This is a genomic window from Lentzea sp. NPDC102401 (assembly GCF_044765805.1).
GTDB classification, from domain to species: domain Bacteria; phylum Actinomycetota; class Actinomycetes; order Mycobacteriales; family Pseudonocardiaceae; genus Lentzea; species Lentzea sokolovensis.
Window position 1 is genome coordinate 107,997 of record NZ_JBIWKS010000001.1, and the last position, 18,253, is coordinate 126,249.

Consider the following 18,253-nt stretch of genomic DNA (forward strand, 5'->3'; position numbering starts at 1 on the left):
CGCGCATGTTCCTGGAGAATCTGGCGGAGACGTTCGTCGATCTGGCCGACACCCTGGTCGCCGGCTTCGACTCCGTCGAGTTCATGCATCTGCTGGCCAACAGCTGCGTGGCCACGCTGGAGGTGGACGCGGCCGGCATCCTGCTCGTCGACCACCACGGCGAACTGCAGGTGGTCGGCGCCTCCAGCGACCGCGCCCGGCTGATCGAGCTCTTCGAACTCCAGCACCGGCAGGGTCCCTGCATGGAGTGCTACGTCACCAGCGCGCCGGTCACGGTCGCCAGCTTCACCGCCGCACCGCAGCGGTGGCCCGAGTTCTCCGCTGTGGCGAGGGACGCCGGGTTCGGCGCGCTGCACGCCCTGCCGATGCGGCTGCGCGAGCAGACCGTCGGGGCGCTGAACCTGTTCAGCGTCAAGGAGGGCGCGCTGAACGAGCCGACGCTGCGGGTCGCGCAGGCCATGGCGGACGTCGCCACCATCGGCCTGCTCCAGGCCCAGATCATCAGCCACCGCGAACTGCTCGCCGGGCAGTTGCAGCACGCGTTGCAGAGCAGGGTCCTGATCGAACAGGCCAAGGGCGTGCTGGCCGAGCGGCTGCAGATCGACATGAGCACGGCGTTCGAGACGCTGCGCCAGTACGCGCGAAGCCACAACGACTACCTCAGCACCGTGGCGGCGGACGTCATCGCCGGCACGATCGACATGGCCGCGCTGACGGCCGTCGCCGAGGCGAGGCACCCGCGGCCGTAGCCAGGGCGAGCGTCACCCGCGCACGGGACTGAGCTCCTCCTCCGCGTGCACGACCATGGACTCCAGCACCGGACCGCCGAACGTGGTGACCATGGCGACGTCCGCGGCGTCCCTGCCGCGGCCGATCACCACGCGTCCCTTGCGCGGCATGTTGTTGCGCGGGTCGAAGGTCCACCAGCCATCCCCCAGCCAGACCTCCATCCACGCCGCGAAGTCCATCGGCGCGCCGTCGGGCGGCACGTCCAGATCCGGCAGGTAGCCGAAGACGTACCGGGCGGGAATGTTGAGGGCACGGCAGAACGAGATCGCCAGGTGCGTGAAGTCGCGGCAGACCCCGAACCCCGCGGCGTTGACGTCGGCCGCCGTGGACAGCGCGGTGGAGGCGCCGTAACGGAAGCTGAGCGCCTCGTGGACGTACCGGCAGATCTCCAGGACCCGGCCGTAGCCGGGCGGGTGGGCGCCGAACCTCGACCAGGCCTCGTCCCCGAGCACGTCGGACACGCAGTAGCGGCTGGGCAGCGTGTACAGCAGCACGTCGTCGGGAAGATCGTCGGGCAAGACCTCCGGCACGGTCTCGTCGACGGCCTCGGTGTCGTCGGGGACCTCGGCCCACGCGCTGTAGTTCACAGTGGACAGTCCGGACGGCAGTACCAGACGCGTGAGCCGGTTTCCGTAGAGGTCGAGGTAGTGCCGCACCGGGGTGTCCGGTTCCACGGACATGCGCTCACAGCTGACCGTCACGTCACCCTGGCGGTCCGGGCGCACCAGGAACACCGCCGGCGTGGGCACTTCGGCGCGGTAGGTGAACGCGCAACCGACGCGGAGCATTCGGGGTGCCCGCGCCGGTTGCGCCTCCTCGCGGCCGTTGTCGCGGTGCGAGGTCAACGAATGTGCTCCGAACGGTGGTCCGGATCACGTGGCGATGTGGTCATCAGAATCCTCGCGTCTCCTGCCTGATGACGTCCACAGTGGACTTACGGGCGCGCAGCAGGGTCTCGACGGTGTCGGTGTTCTCGCGGCGAGCGGCGCGCATCATGGCCTGATGGGCCTCGAACGGGTCGGCGTCGGGCGGCACGAGCAGCAGCGTGGTCCGGCTCCGGTCGGCCGCGATGACGTCCACGGTGTGCTCGGGCCTGGACCAGAACCCGCCGAGGCGGACCCGGACCCCGCCGACCGCGATCTGGCGAGGCGCGATGTCCCATTCGGTCAGGTTGTAGCTCACCCGCGGGATGTCGCCCAGCCGAACCGCCAGCACCGCGAGCAGTGCCGGCAACTCGGCGGCGAGGTTCCGGGAACGCGGCCACCAGGCGCCGTCGACGTACCCCGTGGTGGGCGCCTTCGGCCGCAACCGCAATCGCAGCGGACACCGAGGCAGCTCGCTGGCCTTCATGGCCGGTGGGGCGTGGGAGAGGTCCGGAGCCGACATCATGCCGGGACTCCCGTCTCCGACCGGAAAACGGCCGGTTCTGGTTTTGCCGAGCACGACTTGAGCTTGACCGCTCAGGTGCGAGAAGTTCTCGACGAATTCGACACTACACTCCCGTTCGCCTGATCGACCGAAATAGTTCGAAGTATTTCCAAACGACTCCGTGCGCACGTCAGAGCCACTCAACCATTCGGACGCACAATTCTCAGTCAGCTTCCCAGCACACGGCTGACAGCGGCGAAAAAGTCCTTCAGAAGGTTTGACACCTGCTGACCTGGCGTTACCGTGAAAAAACCGCCCAGGCCCTGCGGTCGCCCGATTACCACCAGTGAGAAATGGCGAGGTGACGCAGTGTCGGAACGCAGCGTGGCACAGACGTTCCTCGAGCTGGCCGACACGCTCGTTGAGCGGTTCGACGGCATCGAGTTCCTGCACGACCTGGTGGAGCGGTGCGTCGAACTGCTCGGCGTGGCCGCGGCGGGGATCCTGGTGGCCGACGACCAGGGCGTGCTCAGGCTGATGGCCACGGCCGGCGAGGGGGTGAGCTCCGCGGAGGAGTTCCAGAACGGCGAGGACTCGCGCTGGGCCGGGATCGACGCGTTCCCCATGCGGATGCGCACGGACGTCATCGGCTCGCTGACCCTGTTCCGGACCTCTCCCGGCGCGCTCCCGCCGGAGACGGCGGCGCTGGCGCAGTCGCTCGCGAACGTCGCGACGATCAGCCTGCTGCAGGTACGGGCGGTCCGGCAGGACAGCGTCATCGCCGAACAGCTGCGGACCGCGCTCGCCGGCCGCGTCGCGATCGAGCAGGCGAAGGGCGTGCTGACCGAACGGCTGGAGATCGGCGTCGCGGACGCCTTCTCCCTCATGCGGACCTACGCCCGCAACACCGGCCAGTTGCTCTCGGACATCGCCGGGCAGGTGAACGCCCGATCACCGGAGATCGCCGGCCTGACGAGAGTGAGCAAGCCGCGCCCCCGCTGGTGAGTGAAGTGCGCGAGGACAGGGTACAAAGGAGATGGCCCGTGCGTTCGAAGCTCCGCACGGGAGGTTCGCCGCCGGACCCTCCGCGAACATCACCGCTGTGCGTTCATTCCCGCCTTCGGCATGTCCGAGCCTCCCCGCAGCACCTCGACCCGGAGCAGGTACATGACCACGACGCAGAACGCCCCGACCTCGACGGCGGAACGACAGCCCGGCAGTGACTTCGCGAGGCTCACCAGGGAGCTCAAGGCCGCCGGCCTGCTGGACCGCCGGCGCGGCTACTACCTGCTGCGGATGTCTTTCAACGCCCTGCTGCTCGCCGTGATCGCCGTGGCGTTCGTGTGGCTGGGCGACTCCTGGTGGCAGGTGATCACGGCGGTCGCGCTGGCCGTGGCCTCGACCCAACTCGCCTTCATCGGGCACGACGCGGGACACCGGCAGATCTTCCGCAGCCACCGCAACAACAACGTGGTCGGGCACCTGCACGGCAGTCTCACCGGGATCAGCTACCAGTGGTGGGTCGCCAAGCACAACCGCCACCACGCGAACCCCAACCACGAGGACCAGGATCCGGACATCGAGATCCACGCCCTCGCCTTCAGTCGCGCGCAGGCCGAGACCAAACGCGGTGTGTACCGCTGGATCACCCGCAACCAGGCGTTCCTGTTCTTCCCGCTGCTGCTCGCCGAGGCGGCCGTGCTGCGGATCTCCGGGCTGGTGGCCCTGTGCCGCAACGAACTGCGCAACCCGTGGCGCGAGGCCGCTCTCCAGCTCCTGCCACTCGCCGCGTACCTCGCGGCGGCGTTCATCGTCCTGTCGCCCGTGAAGGCACTCGTGTTCATCGCGGTGCACCAGGGCCTGATGGGCGTCTACCTGGGCTGCTCGTTCGCGCCGAACCACAAGGGAATGCCGATCATCGCCGAGGGCCAGCGCCTCGACCACCTCCACAAGCAGGTGCTGACCTCGCGCAACGTCACCGGCGGCCTCTGGGTCGACGCGCTGCTCGGCGGCCTGAACCACCAGATCGAGCACCACCTCTACCCGCACATGCCGCGCCCCAACCTGCGCCGCGCGCAGCCCGTCGTCGAGGACTTCTGCGCCCGGCACGGCATCCCGTACAGCAAGACCACCATGGTCCGCTCCTACGCCGAGGTGCTGCGCCACCTGCACGACGCCGGAGCGCCGCTGCGTCAGGCGAGCTGAGCTACAGCTTCCGCAACCGGACCCGGTCCACCCGGTGGTCAGGGCCCTTCTGCAGCACGAGATGGGCCCGTGACCGCGTGGGCGCGATGTTGCGCACGAGGTTCGGGCTGTTGATCCGGTCCCAGATGTCGAGCGCGGTCCTGCGCGCGTCCGGCACCGACAGTTCCGCGTACCTGCGGAAGTAGGAGGCGGGGTCGCGGAAGGCGGTGCGCCGCAAGGTGAGGAACCGGTCGACGTACCACTTCCTGATCAGGTCGTGCTCGGCGTCGAGGTAGATGGTGAAGTCCAGGAAGTCGGCCACGAACACCGACGGCGCGTCCTCGGTGCGCCCGGTCCACGTCTGCAGCACGTTCAGGCCCTCGACGATGAGGATGTCCGGCGTCGAGACCCTCTCCACGTCGGGCAGCACGTCGTAGACCAGGTGCGAGTACTTCGGCACCTCGACGTCGTCGCGGCCGGAGGTGATCTCGTCCAGGAACCGGATCAGCCGGCGCACGTCGTAGCTCTCCGGGAAACCCTTGCGGTCCATCAGGCCGCGCTCCTTCAGCACCGCGTTCGGGTGCAGGAAGCCGTCCGTGGTCACCAGGGCGACCTCGGGATGGTTCTCCCACCTCGACAGCAACGCCCTGAGCACGCGCGCCGTGGTGCTCTTGCCGACCGCGACGCTGCCCGCGATCCCGATGACGTACGGCGCCTTCACCGGCTCGCGGCCGAGGAAGTCGTTCGCCACGTGGTGCAGGCCCTGCGTCGCGACCACGTACAGGTTCAGCAACCTGGACAGCGGCAGGTACACCTCGGTGATCTCCTCGACCGACAGCTCCTCGTTGAGGCCTTGGAGATCGGTCAGTTCCTCCTCGGTCAGCGTCATCGGCGTGGACTGTCGCAACCGCGCCCATTCGGCCCGGCTGAAGTCGAAGTGGCCGACCGCCGCACGGTCCCCTGTGGACAATTCCGAAGTGGACAAGCTCTCTCCCCGATCGTCCGCGTACCGGACCAGTCTCAGCTGAACCAGGCCAGATCGCCAACGGCGGCGACGTCCTGCGCGAGCCGGGCGGGATCGCGGTGCCACAGCAGCACCGAGGCGCCGATCAGCCCGCCGCCGGTCTCGTTGCCCTCCCTGGCGGCCCTGCGGACGTGGACCTCGTGCCCGCTCGCCAGACCGCTCAGGTCCGGGCCGGGCTCGTGGAACCTCGTGCCCGGCATGACCGGCGGCCACAGCCAGGCGGCCTGCAGGTCCTGCGCGACCGGTTCCGGCACCGGCAGCCCGGCCTGCATCCGCAGATTCGCCACCTCCAACTGCACCCCGGCGTGCAGAAGTGCCAGTTCCGACACCAGGGCGCCCGGTGCCCGGCCGGCGACCTCCAGCACCACCATTTCGCCATCGGTGTTCACCGCGAACTCGGTGTGCACGACGAAACTTCCCGAACTGCCCAACGCGCGCACAACGCGTTCGTTCATCTCGTGCGCGGCCTCGGTGAACTCCGACTCCCGTTCGGTGGCACCACCGAGGGTGCGCCCGGAGTGCACGCCTACCAACGGCCCCAGGTACCGGCCCACCTGCACCGGGGTGAGCTCGCCGTCCCGCACCAGCGCGTTGACGTGGTGCAGCGTGCCGTCGACGAACTCGTCGACCTGCCAGCCCGGCTCGCCGTCATGCCCGGCCAGCCAGTCACGCAGGTCCTGTGGCGTGTGCAGGAACGTGATGCCGCGCGAGTTCGCCTCCTGCCGCGGTTTCGCCACCGCCGGCAGGCCGATCTCCTCGAGCAGCAACTCGGCCGCCTCCGCGGTGACGACGGGTTCGAAGGCGTGGAACCGCGGCACCCGCACCCCACCGGCCGCGAGCAGCCGCTTCATGACGACCTTGTCCAGGTAGGCCGCCGGCCGGCGCGGATGCCGCGGCGCGAGGCCCAGTTCCTCCCGCAGCCGGGCGCACTCGGCCAGGCAGTACTCGTCGTTCGTCACGACCTCGACCGGTCCCTCGAAGCCGCGGATCTGCTCCAGCCACTTCTCCCGGTCCAGCACGGTCACCTCGGGCGCCGGGCCGGTGACGTCCTCGCGCAGCACCCCGTCCGCCGGGCCGTCCGTCAGCACGACGAGGTCGAACTCACCGGGAGGGAACGCCACGGACGGCGCGACGGTGAGCGGCTGTTTCGACTGCAACGCGACGATCGTCGTCCTCATCGATGATCTCCCCCTGCTCACGCGCGGACACCGGTCCCGGTCGAGCCTTCCGGAACCGCGCCCCCGCCCGCCAGCACCGCGGCAGTGGGATGGACCACGTCGGAGGCGGTGCCGTTGGTGGAAGCACCATGACCTGCGCCAGAAGCTCCACTGTGGACTTTCACAGAGATGAACGGGACTTGGTGATCGACACTTCGCCTCAGTGGGCACTCGCCCGCAGCTCGCGGACCAGCTCGCGCACGGCGAGGGAGTGCCTGGCCGCACTCGTGGTCACGTGGACCAGCCTGCGCGTCGGCCGGTCAGGACCGAGGCCGGCGAGCTCCACCCCCGGCGGTGGACCGATCACCGTGAGCCGCGGCAGTCCTGCGTCCGCCAGCAGGTGCGGATGCCTCGCGTGCCGCGTCCAGGATGTGTTCGCGGTTGTACCGCGCGTCGGAACGCACTGTCTGAGACAAACGACCGGGCATGCTCTCACTTCAGCGAAACGGACGGGTGCGTCCGTTAGTTTCGCGGTCGTGAGAGCTGTTGCGGTGCAGGAGTTCGGCAGTCCGGAGGGGATGGCCGTGGTCGACCTCGCCGCCCCCGTTCCAGCGCGGGGGCAGGTCTTGATCGCCGTCGAGGCGATCGGGGTCGGCGGGGTGGACGTGGTGATCCGGCGCGGTGATCTCGCCGCCTACGGGTTCCGCGAGGGCCATGTCCTCGGCGGTGAGGTCGCGGGCACGGTGATCGCGGCGGGCGACGACGTGGACGCGTCCTGGATCGGGCAACGGGTGTGGGCGGCCACCGGCACCGGGGGTGGCTACGCCGAGTACGCGGTCGCCGCGGACTTCGTCGCCCTTCCGGCGACCCTGTCCGCGGTCGACGCGGTGGCGCTCGGCAGCGCCGGACTCGTGGCGCACTTCGGACTCGCGCACGCCCGGTTCGCTCCCGGCGAGTCCGTGCTGGTGCGTGGCGCGTCGGGCAGCCTCGGGATCATGACGGTGCAGCTGGCGGCACTGGGTGGCGCCGGCGCGGTCGCGGTCACCACTTCCTCGGCCGCGCGGGGCGAACGACTGCGCTCGCTCGGGGCGACCGAGGTGCTGGACCGCTCAGGTCAGGGAGGCCAGGCCGGTTACGACGTCATCATCGACGTCGTGGCCGGGCCGGACCTGCCGTCGTTCTTCGGCAGGCTCAACCCGAACGGGCGCATGGTCGTGGTCGGCGCTGTCGCGGGCCAGCCGCCGGACGACTTCGGCACCCGGATGATGGGCGCGTTCCAGAAGTCGCTGTCGTTCGCGACCTTCAGCGCCTCCACAGTGTCCGAATCGGACGGACGAGCGGTGCGGACCGAGCAGTTCGCCGCAGCCGCGCGCGGCGCACTGCGGGTGGTGGTGCACGAACAGCTGCCGTTGACCGAGGCCGCGCTCGCGCACCGGAAGATGGACGCGGGCGAGGTGTTCGGCAGGATCGTGCTGATCCCTCAGGGGTAGTAGCCCTTGACCGGGATCCACGCCTCCTCGAACAGGTGCGGTCCGTCGGCCGGCACGTCGGCGAAACCGCCGGAGGTCCTCAGCATGTTCAGCTGACTGCCCGACAGCGCGAACACCACGTGCCCGATGCCCGACCGGGCCAGCGCTCCGGCGCACATCCCGCACGGCTCGCAGCTCGTGTACATGGTGGTGCCGGCAGCGGTGGCCGCGTCGAGCTTCTGGGCCGCCCAGCGGGCCAGCTTCAGTTCGGGATGGGCCGTGATGTCGTCGTCGGTCAGGCAGGAGTTGCGTTCCTCCGCCAGCACCGACCCGTCCGGGCCGACCAGCAGCGACCCGAACGGCGGGTTGCCTCCCGCCCTCGCCTCCGCCGCCAGTGCGATCGCCCTGCGCAGGTGTTCCTCGTTCACCGCATCTCCTTTCGCACCGCGGCCAGCGCGTGCCACGCCGCTTCCGGACGCCGAGTCTCCTCCGGATCACCGAGGAACGGGTCCAGGACCACGGCCTTCGCCCCGTCCGCGCGCAGTCGTTCGAGGTCGCCGACGACCTGGTCCAGCGTGCCCTCCCCCAGCCTGCGGTCGTCGAGCGGCTGGTCGGTCAGCCGCAGCAGGATGCGCGGCGCCAGTTCGGGCAGCGGCCGGTCCTCCGCCGCCGCGACCTTCCGCAGTCGCGTCAACGACTCCTGCCACCCGTCCGGGGTCTGCCGCAGCGGGTGCCAGGCGTCGCCGAGCAGGACCGCGCGCCGCAGGCCCGCGTCGCTGTCCCCGCCCACCCAGATCGGGATGTCCCCGGCGCGGTAACCCTCGTCGCGCCACGCCTCGCGCACCGTCGTGATCAGCTCGTCGGTGAGCTTGCCGCGACGGCCGAACTCGACGCCCAGCGCCTCGAACTCCTGCCGCGCCCAGCCGACCCCGACGCCGAGCACGAACCGGCCGCCGCTCAGTTCCGCCAGGTTGGCCGCCATTCGCGCGACCAGCAACGGGTGCCGGTACGGCGCGATCAGCACGGTCGTGCCCAGGGTGATCCGTTCCGTGACACCGGCGAGCCACGCCAGCGTCGTGAACGGGTCGTAGAACGGGGCCGGGTACTGCTGCGCCACGTCGGGCGTCACCACCACGTGGTCGGACACCATGAGCAGGTCGAAGCCCAGCCCTTCCACCGTCCGCGCCCAGTCACGCAGCACGGCCGGACTGGTGCCGGGGCCGAAGTTGGGGACGTTCACGCCGATCAACACGTGATCAAGACTAGGCGCACCCGGTCTGCCGCTGAAGGGAGTCTTCACGGCTTGGACCGTTTCGGCCGTGGAATCCACGGTAGGCCAAGCGACTCGACCGTCCCGAACTCGACCCCGCCCAGCACCACCGGATCACCTCCGGCGGGCTGGACGAGGTGTGGGCACGACCGGAGGAGCACTGACGTGATCGAACTGGTGTCGGCGGAGCGATGCATCACCTGCGACAAGTGCATCGAGGTGTGTCCCACCAACGTGTTCGACCGCGGTGAGGACGGGCTTCCGGTCGTCAGCAGGCAGTCCGACTGCCAGACGTGCTTCCAGTGCGAGGCCAACTGCCCGGCCGACGCGCTGTTCGTCGCCCCGCAGACGCACCCGGTGCCCGCGGAGTCGTTCGCGCACGACGAGGAACACCTGCGGCACACCGGTCTGCTCGGCAGCTACCGCAGGGAGATCGGCTGGGGCAGGGGACGCACGCCGGGGGCCGCGCGGGCGATCGGCCCGGCGCTCTCCCCTGCCAGCCCGCCGCTGATCTCATGAGCACGGCCGCGTCGGTCGTGCTCGGCACGGTGTTGCGGCAAGGGCCGATCCCGCGCAGTGCCATCGCGCGCACGTCCGGGCTGAGCCCGGCCGCGGTCACTCGTGCGTGCGCCGCGCTCGCCGAGCTGGGCCTGCTCGTGGACATGCCGCAAGCCGCGCCGTACCAGGGGATCGGACGGCCGCAGGTGCCGGTGGACGTCGACACCGGCAGGCACGTCGTGGCGGGCATCCACGTCGCACACCCGTACTGCACGCTGACGTTGCTCGACCTGCGCGGAAATGTCCTGGCCCGCCGGACGATCCCGCACGCCGACCCGGACGATCCGCACGAGGTGCTCAGCACGGCGGCCGACGAACTGCTACGGCTGAACATGGCCGACCGGCAGCGCGCCGACGCCCGGCGCAACTACGAGCGGATCCTCGCCGTGGCCGAGCAGGAGGTGGCCACGCACGGCGGCGGCGCGTCGCTGGAGCAGATCGCCCGCGTCGCCGGGGTCGGCTCGGCGACGGTGCGCCGGCACTTCCCCACCCGCCACGCCCTGCTGGAAGCCGTTTCAGCGCAACGGATCGAGGCGCTGTGCGAGCGGGCCCGTGAACTGGACGGCGTGGGCGACAGCAGGGACTCGTTGCTCGCCTGGCTGGACGACCTCGTCGCGTACTGCGTCGCCGCTCGCGGGCTCGCCACCGCCCTGGCCTGCGAGGGCGACCCGGGGAACGGCAACTCGTGCGCGTCCATGGTCGCGGAGGCCTCGGAACCGTTGCTGCGCCGCGCGATTCGGAACGGCGCGGTCCGCAGGGGCGTCACCGCGATCAAGCTGGTGACGTTGATCGTCGGCATCGTGATGGTCACCGAGCACCACCAGGATCCGGCCGCCTCAGCCGAACGGCTGTTCGCACTGGCCGTGGCGGGGATCAGCCCGGCGCGCTGACCGCACGCGTACGTCAGGCGTCGGTGGACAGGCTCACGACAACGCCGGTCTGGCCCGCGGGGACCAGAACACCCACCGCCCTGAAGCGCTCACCCTCGGCGACGACCTCGACGCTGAGCATCGGCAATCCGGGAGTGTCGAAGAACGGGCAACTGCCACCGAAGCCAGAGGGCGGCTCCGGCGGACGGCGGTAACCGGCCGCCACCGCGACGTCGATCTGCTCGCGCAACACGGCCTCAGCCGGGCCGGGGCGCAGCGAAAGGATCACGAGCATCGGCGTTCCAGCCAGACCGGCACCACCCGAGCGACGTTCGGCCACAAGGGTGCCTCGCCGTGCTCCGATCAGCCCGGCGACAGCGGCGTTTCGGCGGCGTGCGACAGCGACTGCCCAGCGGCGGCGAAAGAAAACCTTGATGGACAACGAAACACATCCTATGCGCACCCCCTGCGTCATCTGGGGGCGCGGCTCGTGAGTCGTGGAGAGGCCTGGCCATGGCCAAGTTTCGTGTGCTCAAACCATTCCTAATCATCGTAGCGCTGCTGTGCGGTCTCCTGCCGCTGCTCTCCTCAGCGGCCAGCGCCGATCCCGACTGTCCTGACGTCCTGGTGCTCGGCTCCCGCGGCTCCGGCGAGGACGCGGCGGGGTACGACGGTCTCGGCAAGCCGGTCGAGGCGTTCTGGCGGGAGTTCCGTCCACTTGTGCCCGCCGGCAAGACGGTGAAGGTCTGGCCGAACCCGTACCGCGCGGTCGCCGTCATGGGCCCGTTCGCCTGGGTGAACGGGCTGCTCACCGGTGCGTCCAACGGCAACTGGTTCCTCTACAAGAACTCCGTGCGCGACGGCGTCACGAAGCTCCGGCAGGAGATCACCGACCGGGTGGCCGCCTGCGGCACCCGCACCCAGCTCGTGCTCGCCGGCTACAGCCAGGGCGGCCAGGTCACCGCCGAGGTCTACGAGAACCTGCCCGCGACCGCACGGGACCGCGTGCTCGGGATGGTGCTGTTCGGCGAACCGAAGTTCAACTCGGAATCCGTCGCCGCGGAAGGCAACTTCGAGGTCGGCCGGAACGGTTCGCTCGGCACCCGCGCCGAGTACCAGCACCCCGGTCCGGTGCTGTCCTACTGCCACGCGCTCGACCCGGTCTGCCAGGGTTTCTTCGACTTCAACCGGCGCCTGCCCAAGAAGCTCGCGTTCGACGGCGCCCAGCACACCAACTACCCGACGCTCGGCGACAGCCCCGGCGGCGCCACCTATCCGCTGCAGGCGGCGCGGTCGTTCGCCAGCAAGCTGCGTCCGGCACCTCCGGCCGGCACGCCGACCGCGGTGATCACGCCGGTCGACGCCGCGGTCGTCGGTGAGCGGTTCGCGATCACCGCGGCCCAGTCGCAGGATCCACAGGACCGGAAGCTGACCTATGCGTGGGATCTCGACGACTCCGGCCAGTTCGCCACCGTCACCCCCTGCCCGATCGTGCACGCCACCTTCACCTCCCCTGGCGGCAAACGGATCGGACTGCGCGTCACGAACGACGCGGGCCAGAGCGCGACCACGCACGCCGTGATCGGCGTGTTCGACCCGGACAACTTCACCGGCCCGCCGGGCAAACCGACCTCGGTCACGGCCACGGCGTCCGCCGACCAGACCAAGGCGACGCTGTCCTGGAACGCCCCCGCAGACGGTTCTCCTGCCGAGGCGTACGAGGTGCTCACCTCCGACGGCGACCTGTTCGACTACGTCGACCACGGCGGCAGTGCCTCGATCACCCTGAACGCGGCGGACCTGCCGGTGTCGCTCATGGTGCGGGCGACCAACCGCGTCGGCAACGGCGCCCCGTCCGATCCCGTGGCCGTCTCGGTGGCCGGACCTGGCAAGCCGTCCGGTGACCTCAACGAGCTCTGGAACACCTACGGCGACCAAGGTGGACACTGGACCGGCGGCGACCGCACCGCGTCCGTGCGGTTGCCGGACGGACGCACCGCGTGGCTGTTCTCCGACACGTTCCTCGGCACGGTCAACCCAGACCACAGCCGACCGGCCAACACCCCGATGCCGCGCAACACCCTCGTCGTGCAGAACGCGAACGGCAGTCTCGGCACGACCCTGCACGGCGGCACCACGCAGGCACCCCGGTCGCTGGTCGAGGTCGACGGGTCGAGCACCGTGTACTGGGTGGGCGACGGCATCGTCGAAGGCGGCGCGCTCAAGGTCCTCTACAACCGCTACGAGACCACCGGCGGAGGCGGCCTGGACGTCCAGACCGCCGGCACTTCGCTGGCCACGTTCAGCCTGCCGGACCTGCGGCTCACCGAACTGCGGGCGCTGCCGTTGAGCGCGAATGTCGCGTGGGGTTCGGAGATCGTCACCGACGGCGGCTTCACCTACGTCTACGGCTCCGAGGACGTCACCGACGGCCCGAAGGCGGCCAAGGTCGCACGCACGACGAGTGTCGGTGGCACGTGGGAGTTCTAGACCGGCTCGGAGTGGTCGGCGCAGGAGTCCGCGGCCGAGCGGATCGTCACCGGCGTCGGCACCGCGTTCTCGGTGACGAAGATCGGGAACGAGTACGCGCTCGTCACGCTGGACAGCAACACCGCGTTCAGCTCCACCGTGGTCGGCTACTCCTCCGCCACGCCAACAGGTCCGTTCACCACGCCCCGCACGCTCTACCAGGCGCCGGAGGTGAACGCGGGCGGCAAGCCGATCATCGTCTATGACGCGAGCGTGCACACCCAGTACACCTCGGGCAGCCGGATCACCCTGTCCTACAACGTCAACAGCCTCAACCCGGACGACAACCTCGCCGACGCACGGATCGACCGGCCGCGGTTCGTCAGCGTCGACTGGACACCCGGGAACCCCACCGACGTGCCTGCCGCTCCCACCGACCTCGCCGCGCGCGACAACGGCGACGGCACAGCGACGCTCACGTGGCGACCGGCGACCGAGGCCGGCGTCGTGTACCGGGTCTACCAACGGGATCTCACCGCCGGGCAGCGCAGCTTCACCCGGATCTCGGCGGCGTACCCGACACCGACGGCCCACCTGGGTTTCCTGCGCGACCAGCACCAGTAGGAGTTCCGGGTGACCGCGGAGGCGTTCGGCGGCGAGAGTCCGCCGTCCAACACCGCCGCACTGACCGTGCACGTCGGAAAGCCGGACCCGCCGACCCGGCTCACCGCCGTCCCGAACGCCAAGGGCCAGGTAGCTTTGTCGTGGACGAAGTCGCCGAGCCCCGGCCTGATCGTCTACAAGGTCCTGCGCCGCGACGTCACCGGCGGTGAACCGGACTTCCAGCCGATCAACTTCCCCGATCCCGGCAAGAACACCGTCACCGACAAGGACCTGACACACCAGCACGTCTACGAGTACAAGGTCACGACGAACCGCAGCGGCCAGGAAAGCGATCCGTCCAACGTCGTCCAGGCGACGGCGTTCTACGCGCTGCCGGGAGCGCCGCACGGGCTGACCGCGACCAGCCGCGCCGACGGCCAGATCGACCTCCGCTGGCAGGCGCCGGAGGAGAACGCCTGGTACTGGGTCTACGTCCGGGATCTGACGATCGGCCAGTCCGACTACACCAAGCTCGAATACCCGATCACCACGTGTTGTGCGTTCACGGTGGGCCTGTTGCAGCACAACCACCGCTACGAGTTCGCGGTGTCCGCGATCAACCGCGGCGGCGAGGGCCCGAAGTCCAGCCCTGCCACGACGACCTCGACGTATCCGGCGCCGCAACCGCCCACCGGACTGACCGCGACGGCCTGCGACGGCCAGGTCACCCTGAAGTGGACCGCGAGCCCGATCAAGGACGTCTTCTACTGGATCTACCAGCGCGACCTCACCACCGACGAAAGCACGCTGACCAGGCTGCCGTTCCCGCTGTCGACGTGCTGCGAGTTCACCGCGGGCCTGCTCGCGAACGACCACCGGTACGAGTTCGCGGTCAGCGCCGCGAACCAGGCGGGCGAGTCAGCGAAGACGCCGTCGGCGGAGGCGACGCCGCGCGCCCCGTTGCCCGCCAAACCGACCGGCATCACGGCCACGCCGCAGACCAACGGCACCATCAAGGTCGACTGGCAGGAGGCCACCGCCGGCGTTCTGTTCAACCTGTACCAGCGGGACGTGACGGCAGGTCAGGACTTCGTCAAACTCCCCTACCCCGTCAGCGAATGCTGCACGTTCACCGCGGGCCTGCTCACCCACGACCACGTCTACGAGTTCAAGGTGGGCGCGGTCAACGGCACCGGCGAGAGCCCGCACTCCGACGTCGCCAGGGCCACCGCCCGCTTCTCACCCCCACCGGCGCCGGGGAACCTGCGGGGCGGCTCGGCCGGCGACGGCACCATCGCGCTCAACTGGGACGCGGCCGGGCCGAACCTCTTCTACTGGGCCTACAAGCGGGACGTCACCGCGGGTGAGAGCTTCCAGCGTGCCGCCTTCCCCACCGACAAGACCGAGGTCAGCTTCGGTTCGCTGGTGCACGGACACGTGTACGAGTTCCGGGTGACCGGCGAGAACGCCGCCGGTGAGGGCCCGGCGTCGAACACCGTGCAGGTGACGTCGTACGGCGGGCTGCCCGCGCCGCCGGGCGGTCTGTCCGTCACCGCCGGCGACGGTCAGGCGACGCTGACCTGGGCGGCGAGTCCGACCAGTGGTGCGCAGTACTTCGTGTGGCAACGCGACGCCACGGCCGGGCAGTCGTGGCAGCGCCTGCCCGTCCCGGTCAACTGCTGCTCGTTCACCGCGGGCCTGCTGGCCAACGGGCACACCTACGAGTTCCGGGTCACCGCCGCGAACGTGTCCGGCGAGAGCTCACCGTCCAACGTGGCCAGTGCGAGGCCCATGCCGCCACTGCCGGCCGCACCGGGCGGGCTCACCGCCACCGCGGGAGACGGCCAGGTCACCCTGCGCTGGAACGCCAGCCCGTCACCGAGCGTCCTGTACTGGATCGAGTACCGGTCGAACGGCGGCTGGACGCGTCTGCAGTACCCGCTGTCCACCTGCTGCACGTTCACCGTGCAGTACCTGACCAACGGCACCAACTACCAGTTCCGGGTGTTCGCCACCAACCTGTCCGGCGACAGCGCACCGTCCAACGTGGCCGGAGCGAGGCCGATGCCGCCACTGCCGGCCGCACCGGGCGGGCTCACCGCGACCGCCGGCGACAGCCAGGTCACCCTGCGCTGGAACGCCAGCCCGTCACCGAGGGTCCTGTACTGGGTCGAGTACCGGGCAGCCGGTGGCAACTGGACGCGTCTGCAGTACCCGCTGTCGAACTGTTGCGCGTTCACGTTGCAGTACCTCGGCAACGGCACGAACTACGAGTTCCGGGTGTTCGCCACCAACCTGTCCGGCGACAGCGCACCGTCCAACGTGGCCGGAGCGAGGCCGATGCCGCCATTGCCGGCGGCACCGGGCAGCACGTGGCATTCGATCGAGGGCAGCCGGATCAAGCTGCAGTGGTGGGCGTCCACGAGCCCGAACGTGCTCTACTACGTCTACTACCGGACCGGGAACGGGGCCTACAGCAGGCTCTACTACCCGTTCAGCCAGACGTTCGCGTCCATCCCCACCTTCGGCCCCGCCATCTACGAGTTCTACGTGACCTCGGTCAACCTGAGCGGGGAAAGCAGACAGTCACCGCACACCGTCGTGCGCTACAGGCCGCCGGACAACACGTCGAGCTGCGCCAGCGCCTGGGGCAGCGGGCTGGACCTCGGCAACCCGCCGCCGGGAATGCCGCTCCAGTACGACTTCCCCAGGTCGTCGATGTGCGGCTACCGACGCGGCGACCGCATCGACTACACCAGATCCTGGAACGCCGCCGGGGAGAAGGTCCTGTACGGCACGTTCCAGTACCAGGTCGTCGACTGCCAGACGAACACGATCGTGCTGGACCGACCGGTGAGCTACTCGATCCCTGACGGGGCACCCAGGGAGGGCTTCTCGGACAGCGGGTGGATGCCGATCAACTGGACGCACACCTACCGGATCCACGTCTGGGGACACGGACGCGTGTGGATCGAACTCACGCCCGAGTTCCCCTTCAGCGCGAACTTCAGCACGGAGGACTCCTACCATCGGCCGTTCGACAGCTGGAGCGGATGCTTCTGATCTGACAGCGGTGGCGAGGAGGATCGCCTCCTCGCCACCGTTCACCAGGGCAGTTCGCCGGACTCGTCCTGCAACGTCCCGGTCGGCCCGTCCGGCCCGAAGGTCGCGAACCGCACGACGACCCTGGCGCTCTCCTCCACCGGCCGGCCGATTCCGAACGCCGCGGTCATGTCGGTGGCGGTCGCGCCGGGCTCCAGCGCGTTGAACCTGATGCCCGGATGAGCCTTGGCGTACTGCACGGTCAGCATGGTCGCCGCCGACTTGGAGGCGGCGTAGAGCGCGAGCGGCAGGCCGAACTCGGGCCGCTCGGGGTTCGTCACCGCCCAGAACGACCCCAGGCTGCTCGAAACGTTGACCACGTTCGGGTTCGAGGACTTCCGCAGCAACGGCAGGGCCGCCTCCGTGACGCGCACGATCCCCACCGCGTTGGTGTCGAAGGCGCGCAGTGCCATGGGGCCGTCGAGGGCTTCGGTGGCGAGGATGCCCGCGTTGTTCACCAGCACGTCGAGCCGTCCCTCCTCGGCGTCGATCGCGGCCAGCGCGGCGGCCACCGAGGCGTCGTCGGTCACGTCGAGCTGGACGAACCGGGCGCCGAGTTCGGCCGCGGCCTTCTCGCCGCGTTCGGTGTCACGCGCACCGACGTAGACGACGTGGCCCAGGTCCAGCAGTTGCCTGGCGGTCTCGAAACCGATGCCCTTGTTGGCCCCGGTGATCAGCGTGATGGTCATGCGCTTCTGCCCCTCAGTTCTAGAGCGATCACTTCAGAACTCGACCGTAGCACGTTCTGCAGCGATCACTTCAGAAGAGGTAGGCTGCGCAGGTGACGACCACTCCGCGCCGTGCGACCGGCCGCCCCAGGGGGTTCGACGCCGACGAGGCGCTCGACCGCGCCCTGCTGGTCTTCTGGGAACAGGGCTACGAGGGGGCCAGCCTGGCCAACCTGACCGAGGCGATGGGCATCTCCACGGCCAGCATGTACGCGACGTTCGGCAACAAGGAGCAGTTGTTCCGCAAGGCCCTGGAGCGCTACGACGAGGGCCCGAGCGCGTACGTGCCCCTGGCCCTGGCGGAACCGACCGCGCTCGGCGTCGCCAGGGCGCTGCTCGCCGGCACCATTCGCACCACCACCCGCCCGGACCAGCCGCACGGGTGTCTGGGCGTGCAGGGTGCGCTGGCCACCGGTGACGCCGGGCGGGAAGTGCGCGCTCTCCTCGTCGACTGGCGCAAGAACGGCTTCGCGCGCATCCGGGAGCGGTTCGAGCGAGCCCTCGCGGAGGGAGATCTGCCCGCGGGCACCGATCCCGCGCTCCTGGCTCGCTACGTCGCGATCCTGCAGCAGGGCATCGCCGTGGAGGCCGCCGGCGGCGTCGATCCCGCGGAACTCCAGGAACTCGCCGACGCCGCCCTGCGCAACTGGCCGCTGCCCTGAC

General features: G+C 69.8%; 19 protein-coding genes. 10 read left to right on the forward strand and 9 right to left on the reverse strand.

Annotated elements, in window-relative coordinates:
- Window positions 1-5 precede the first annotated feature (5 nt).
- Window positions 6-749, forward strand: coding sequence for a GAF and ANTAR domain-containing protein (locus tag ACIRG5_RS00570; protein WP_402897994.1), 744 nt, complete (start codon window positions 6-8; stop codon window positions 747-749).
- A gap of 12 nt (window positions 750-761) precedes the next feature.
- On the opposite strand, the gene ACIRG5_RS00575 is transcribed toward ACIRG5_RS00570, so the two are convergent.
- Both ACIRG5_RS00575 and ACIRG5_RS00580 read right to left on the reverse strand, forming a co-directional pair.
- Window positions 762-1,634 (reverse strand): transglutaminase family protein, encoded by an 873-nt coding sequence (locus tag ACIRG5_RS00575; RefSeq protein ID WP_402897995.1) that lies wholly within the window; start codon window positions 1,632-1,634, stop codon window positions 762-764.
- Between the two features lie 46 nt (window positions 1,635-1,680).
- Entirely contained in the window at window positions 1,681-2,178 is a 498-nt protein-coding gene (locus ACIRG5_RS00580) for a DUF5994 family protein (protein WP_402897997.1), read from the reverse strand.
- 348 nt (window positions 2,179-2,526) lie between these two features.
- On the opposite strand from ACIRG5_RS00580, the gene ACIRG5_RS00585 reads away from it, so the two are divergent.
- A complete protein-coding gene (locus ACIRG5_RS00585) occupies window positions 2,527-3,162 on the forward strand; it encodes an ANTAR domain-containing protein (protein WP_402898000.1) in 636 nt (211 codons plus the stop codon).
- 162 nt (window positions 3,163-3,324) lie between these two features.
- Window positions 3,325-4,362: a fatty acid desaturase family protein gene (locus ACIRG5_RS00590; protein ID WP_402898003.1), complete on the forward strand. Its 1,038-nt coding sequence runs from the start codon at window positions 3,325-3,327 to the stop codon at window positions 4,360-4,362.
- A gap of 1 nt (window position 4,363) precedes the next feature.
- On the opposite strand, the gene coaA is transcribed toward ACIRG5_RS00590, so the two are convergent.
- The 3 genes from coaA to ACIRG5_RS00605 all read right to left on the reverse strand — a co-directional run bounded on the left by coaA (window position 4,364) and on the right by ACIRG5_RS00605 (window position 6,889).
- Window positions 4,364-5,326 carry a type I pantothenate kinase gene (gene coaA / locus ACIRG5_RS00595; protein WP_402898006.1) on the reverse strand — a complete coding sequence of 321 codons (963 nt, stop codon included), beginning with the start codon at window positions 5,324-5,326 and terminating at the stop codon, window positions 4,364-4,366.
- A 35-nt stretch (window positions 5,327-5,361) separates the two neighbouring features.
- A complete protein-coding gene (locus ACIRG5_RS00600; RefSeq protein WP_402898009.1) occupies window positions 5,362-6,543 on the reverse strand; it encodes an acetyl-CoA carboxylase biotin carboxylase subunit family protein in 1,182 nt (393 codons plus the stop codon).
- A gap of 199 nt (window positions 6,544-6,742) precedes the next feature.
- A complete protein-coding gene (locus tag ACIRG5_RS00605; RefSeq protein ID WP_402898012.1) occupies window positions 6,743-6,889 on the reverse strand; it encodes a hypothetical protein in 147 nt (48 codons plus the stop codon).
- Window positions 6,890-7,058: 169 nt separating this feature from the next.
- Between ACIRG5_RS00605 and ACIRG5_RS00610 the strand changes: the two genes are divergently transcribed.
- Window positions 7,059-8,012: a zinc-binding dehydrogenase gene (locus ACIRG5_RS00610; RefSeq protein ID WP_402898015.1), complete on the forward strand. Its 954-nt coding sequence runs from the start codon at window positions 7,059-7,061 to the stop codon at window positions 8,010-8,012.
- Here the strand turns inward: ACIRG5_RS00610 and ACIRG5_RS00615 are convergent.
- Both ACIRG5_RS00615 and ACIRG5_RS00620 read right to left on the reverse strand, forming a co-directional pair.
- Entirely contained in the window at window positions 8,003-8,419 is a 417-nt protein-coding gene (locus ACIRG5_RS00615) for a nucleoside deaminase (RefSeq protein ID WP_402898017.1), read from the reverse strand. The two genes, ACIRG5_RS00610 and ACIRG5_RS00615, sit on opposite strands and share 10 nt — an antisense overlap.
- Window positions 8,416-9,243: an LLM class flavin-dependent oxidoreductase gene (locus ACIRG5_RS00620; RefSeq protein ID WP_402898020.1), complete on the reverse strand. Its 828-nt coding sequence runs from the start codon at window positions 9,241-9,243 to the stop codon at window positions 8,416-8,418. The genes ACIRG5_RS00615 and ACIRG5_RS00620 overlap by 4 nt, the downstream gene beginning before the upstream one ends.
- A gap of 183 nt (window positions 9,244-9,426) precedes the next feature.
- Here ACIRG5_RS00620 and ACIRG5_RS00625 point away from each other — a divergent pair, with 183 nt between their 5' ends.
- Both ACIRG5_RS00625 and ACIRG5_RS00630 read left to right on the forward strand, forming a co-directional pair.
- Window positions 9,427-9,780, forward strand: a complete 354-nt coding sequence (locus ACIRG5_RS00625; protein ID WP_402898023.1) for a 4Fe-4S dicluster domain-containing protein — start codon at window positions 9,427-9,429, stop codon at window positions 9,778-9,780.
- Entirely contained in the window at window positions 9,777-10,709 is a 933-nt protein-coding gene (locus ACIRG5_RS00630) for a TetR family transcriptional regulator (protein ID WP_402898025.1), read from the forward strand. Before ACIRG5_RS00625 ends, ACIRG5_RS00630 begins: the two co-directional genes overlap by 4 nt.
- Window positions 10,710-10,722: 13 nt before the next feature.
- Here the strand turns inward: ACIRG5_RS00630 and ACIRG5_RS00635 are convergent, their stop codons facing one another.
- Window positions 10,723-10,983 carry a hypothetical protein gene (locus ACIRG5_RS00635; protein WP_402898028.1) on the reverse strand — a complete coding sequence of 87 codons (261 nt, stop codon included), beginning with the start codon at window positions 10,981-10,983 and terminating at the stop codon, window positions 10,723-10,725.
- Window positions 10,984-11,201: 218 nt separating this feature from the next.
- On the opposite strand from ACIRG5_RS00635, the gene ACIRG5_RS00640 reads away from it, so the two are divergent.
- The 3 genes from ACIRG5_RS00640 to ACIRG5_RS00650 all read left to right on the forward strand — a co-directional run bounded on the left by ACIRG5_RS00640 (window position 11,202) and on the right by ACIRG5_RS00650 (window position 16,823).
- A complete protein-coding gene (locus ACIRG5_RS00640; RefSeq protein ID WP_402898031.1) occupies window positions 11,202-13,178 on the forward strand; it encodes a cutinase family protein in 1,977 nt (658 codons plus the stop codon).
- 72 nt (window positions 13,179-13,250) lie between these two features.
- Window positions 13,251-13,781 carry a hypothetical protein gene (locus ACIRG5_RS00645; protein WP_402898033.1) on the forward strand — a complete coding sequence of 177 codons (531 nt, stop codon included), beginning with the start codon at window positions 13,251-13,253 and terminating at the stop codon, window positions 13,779-13,781.
- A 9-nt stretch (window positions 13,782-13,790) separates the two neighbouring features.
- Entirely contained in the window at window positions 13,791-16,823 is a 3,033-nt protein-coding gene (locus ACIRG5_RS00650; protein WP_402898036.1) for a fibronectin type III domain-containing protein, read from the forward strand.
- 41 nt (window positions 16,824-16,864) lie between these two features.
- On the opposite strand, the gene ACIRG5_RS00655 is transcribed toward ACIRG5_RS00650, so the two are convergent.
- Window positions 16,865-17,551 carry an SDR family NAD(P)-dependent oxidoreductase gene (locus ACIRG5_RS00655; protein WP_402898039.1) on the reverse strand — a complete coding sequence of 229 codons (687 nt, stop codon included), beginning with the start codon at window positions 17,549-17,551 and terminating at the stop codon, window positions 16,865-16,867.
- A 92-nt stretch (window positions 17,552-17,643) separates the two neighbouring features.
- On the opposite strand from ACIRG5_RS00655, the gene ACIRG5_RS00660 reads away from it, so the two are divergent.
- Window positions 17,644-18,252, forward strand: a complete 609-nt coding sequence (locus ACIRG5_RS00660; RefSeq protein WP_402898041.1) for a TetR/AcrR family transcriptional regulator — start codon at window positions 17,644-17,646, stop codon at window positions 18,250-18,252.
- Window position 18,253: the final 1 nt, after the last annotated feature.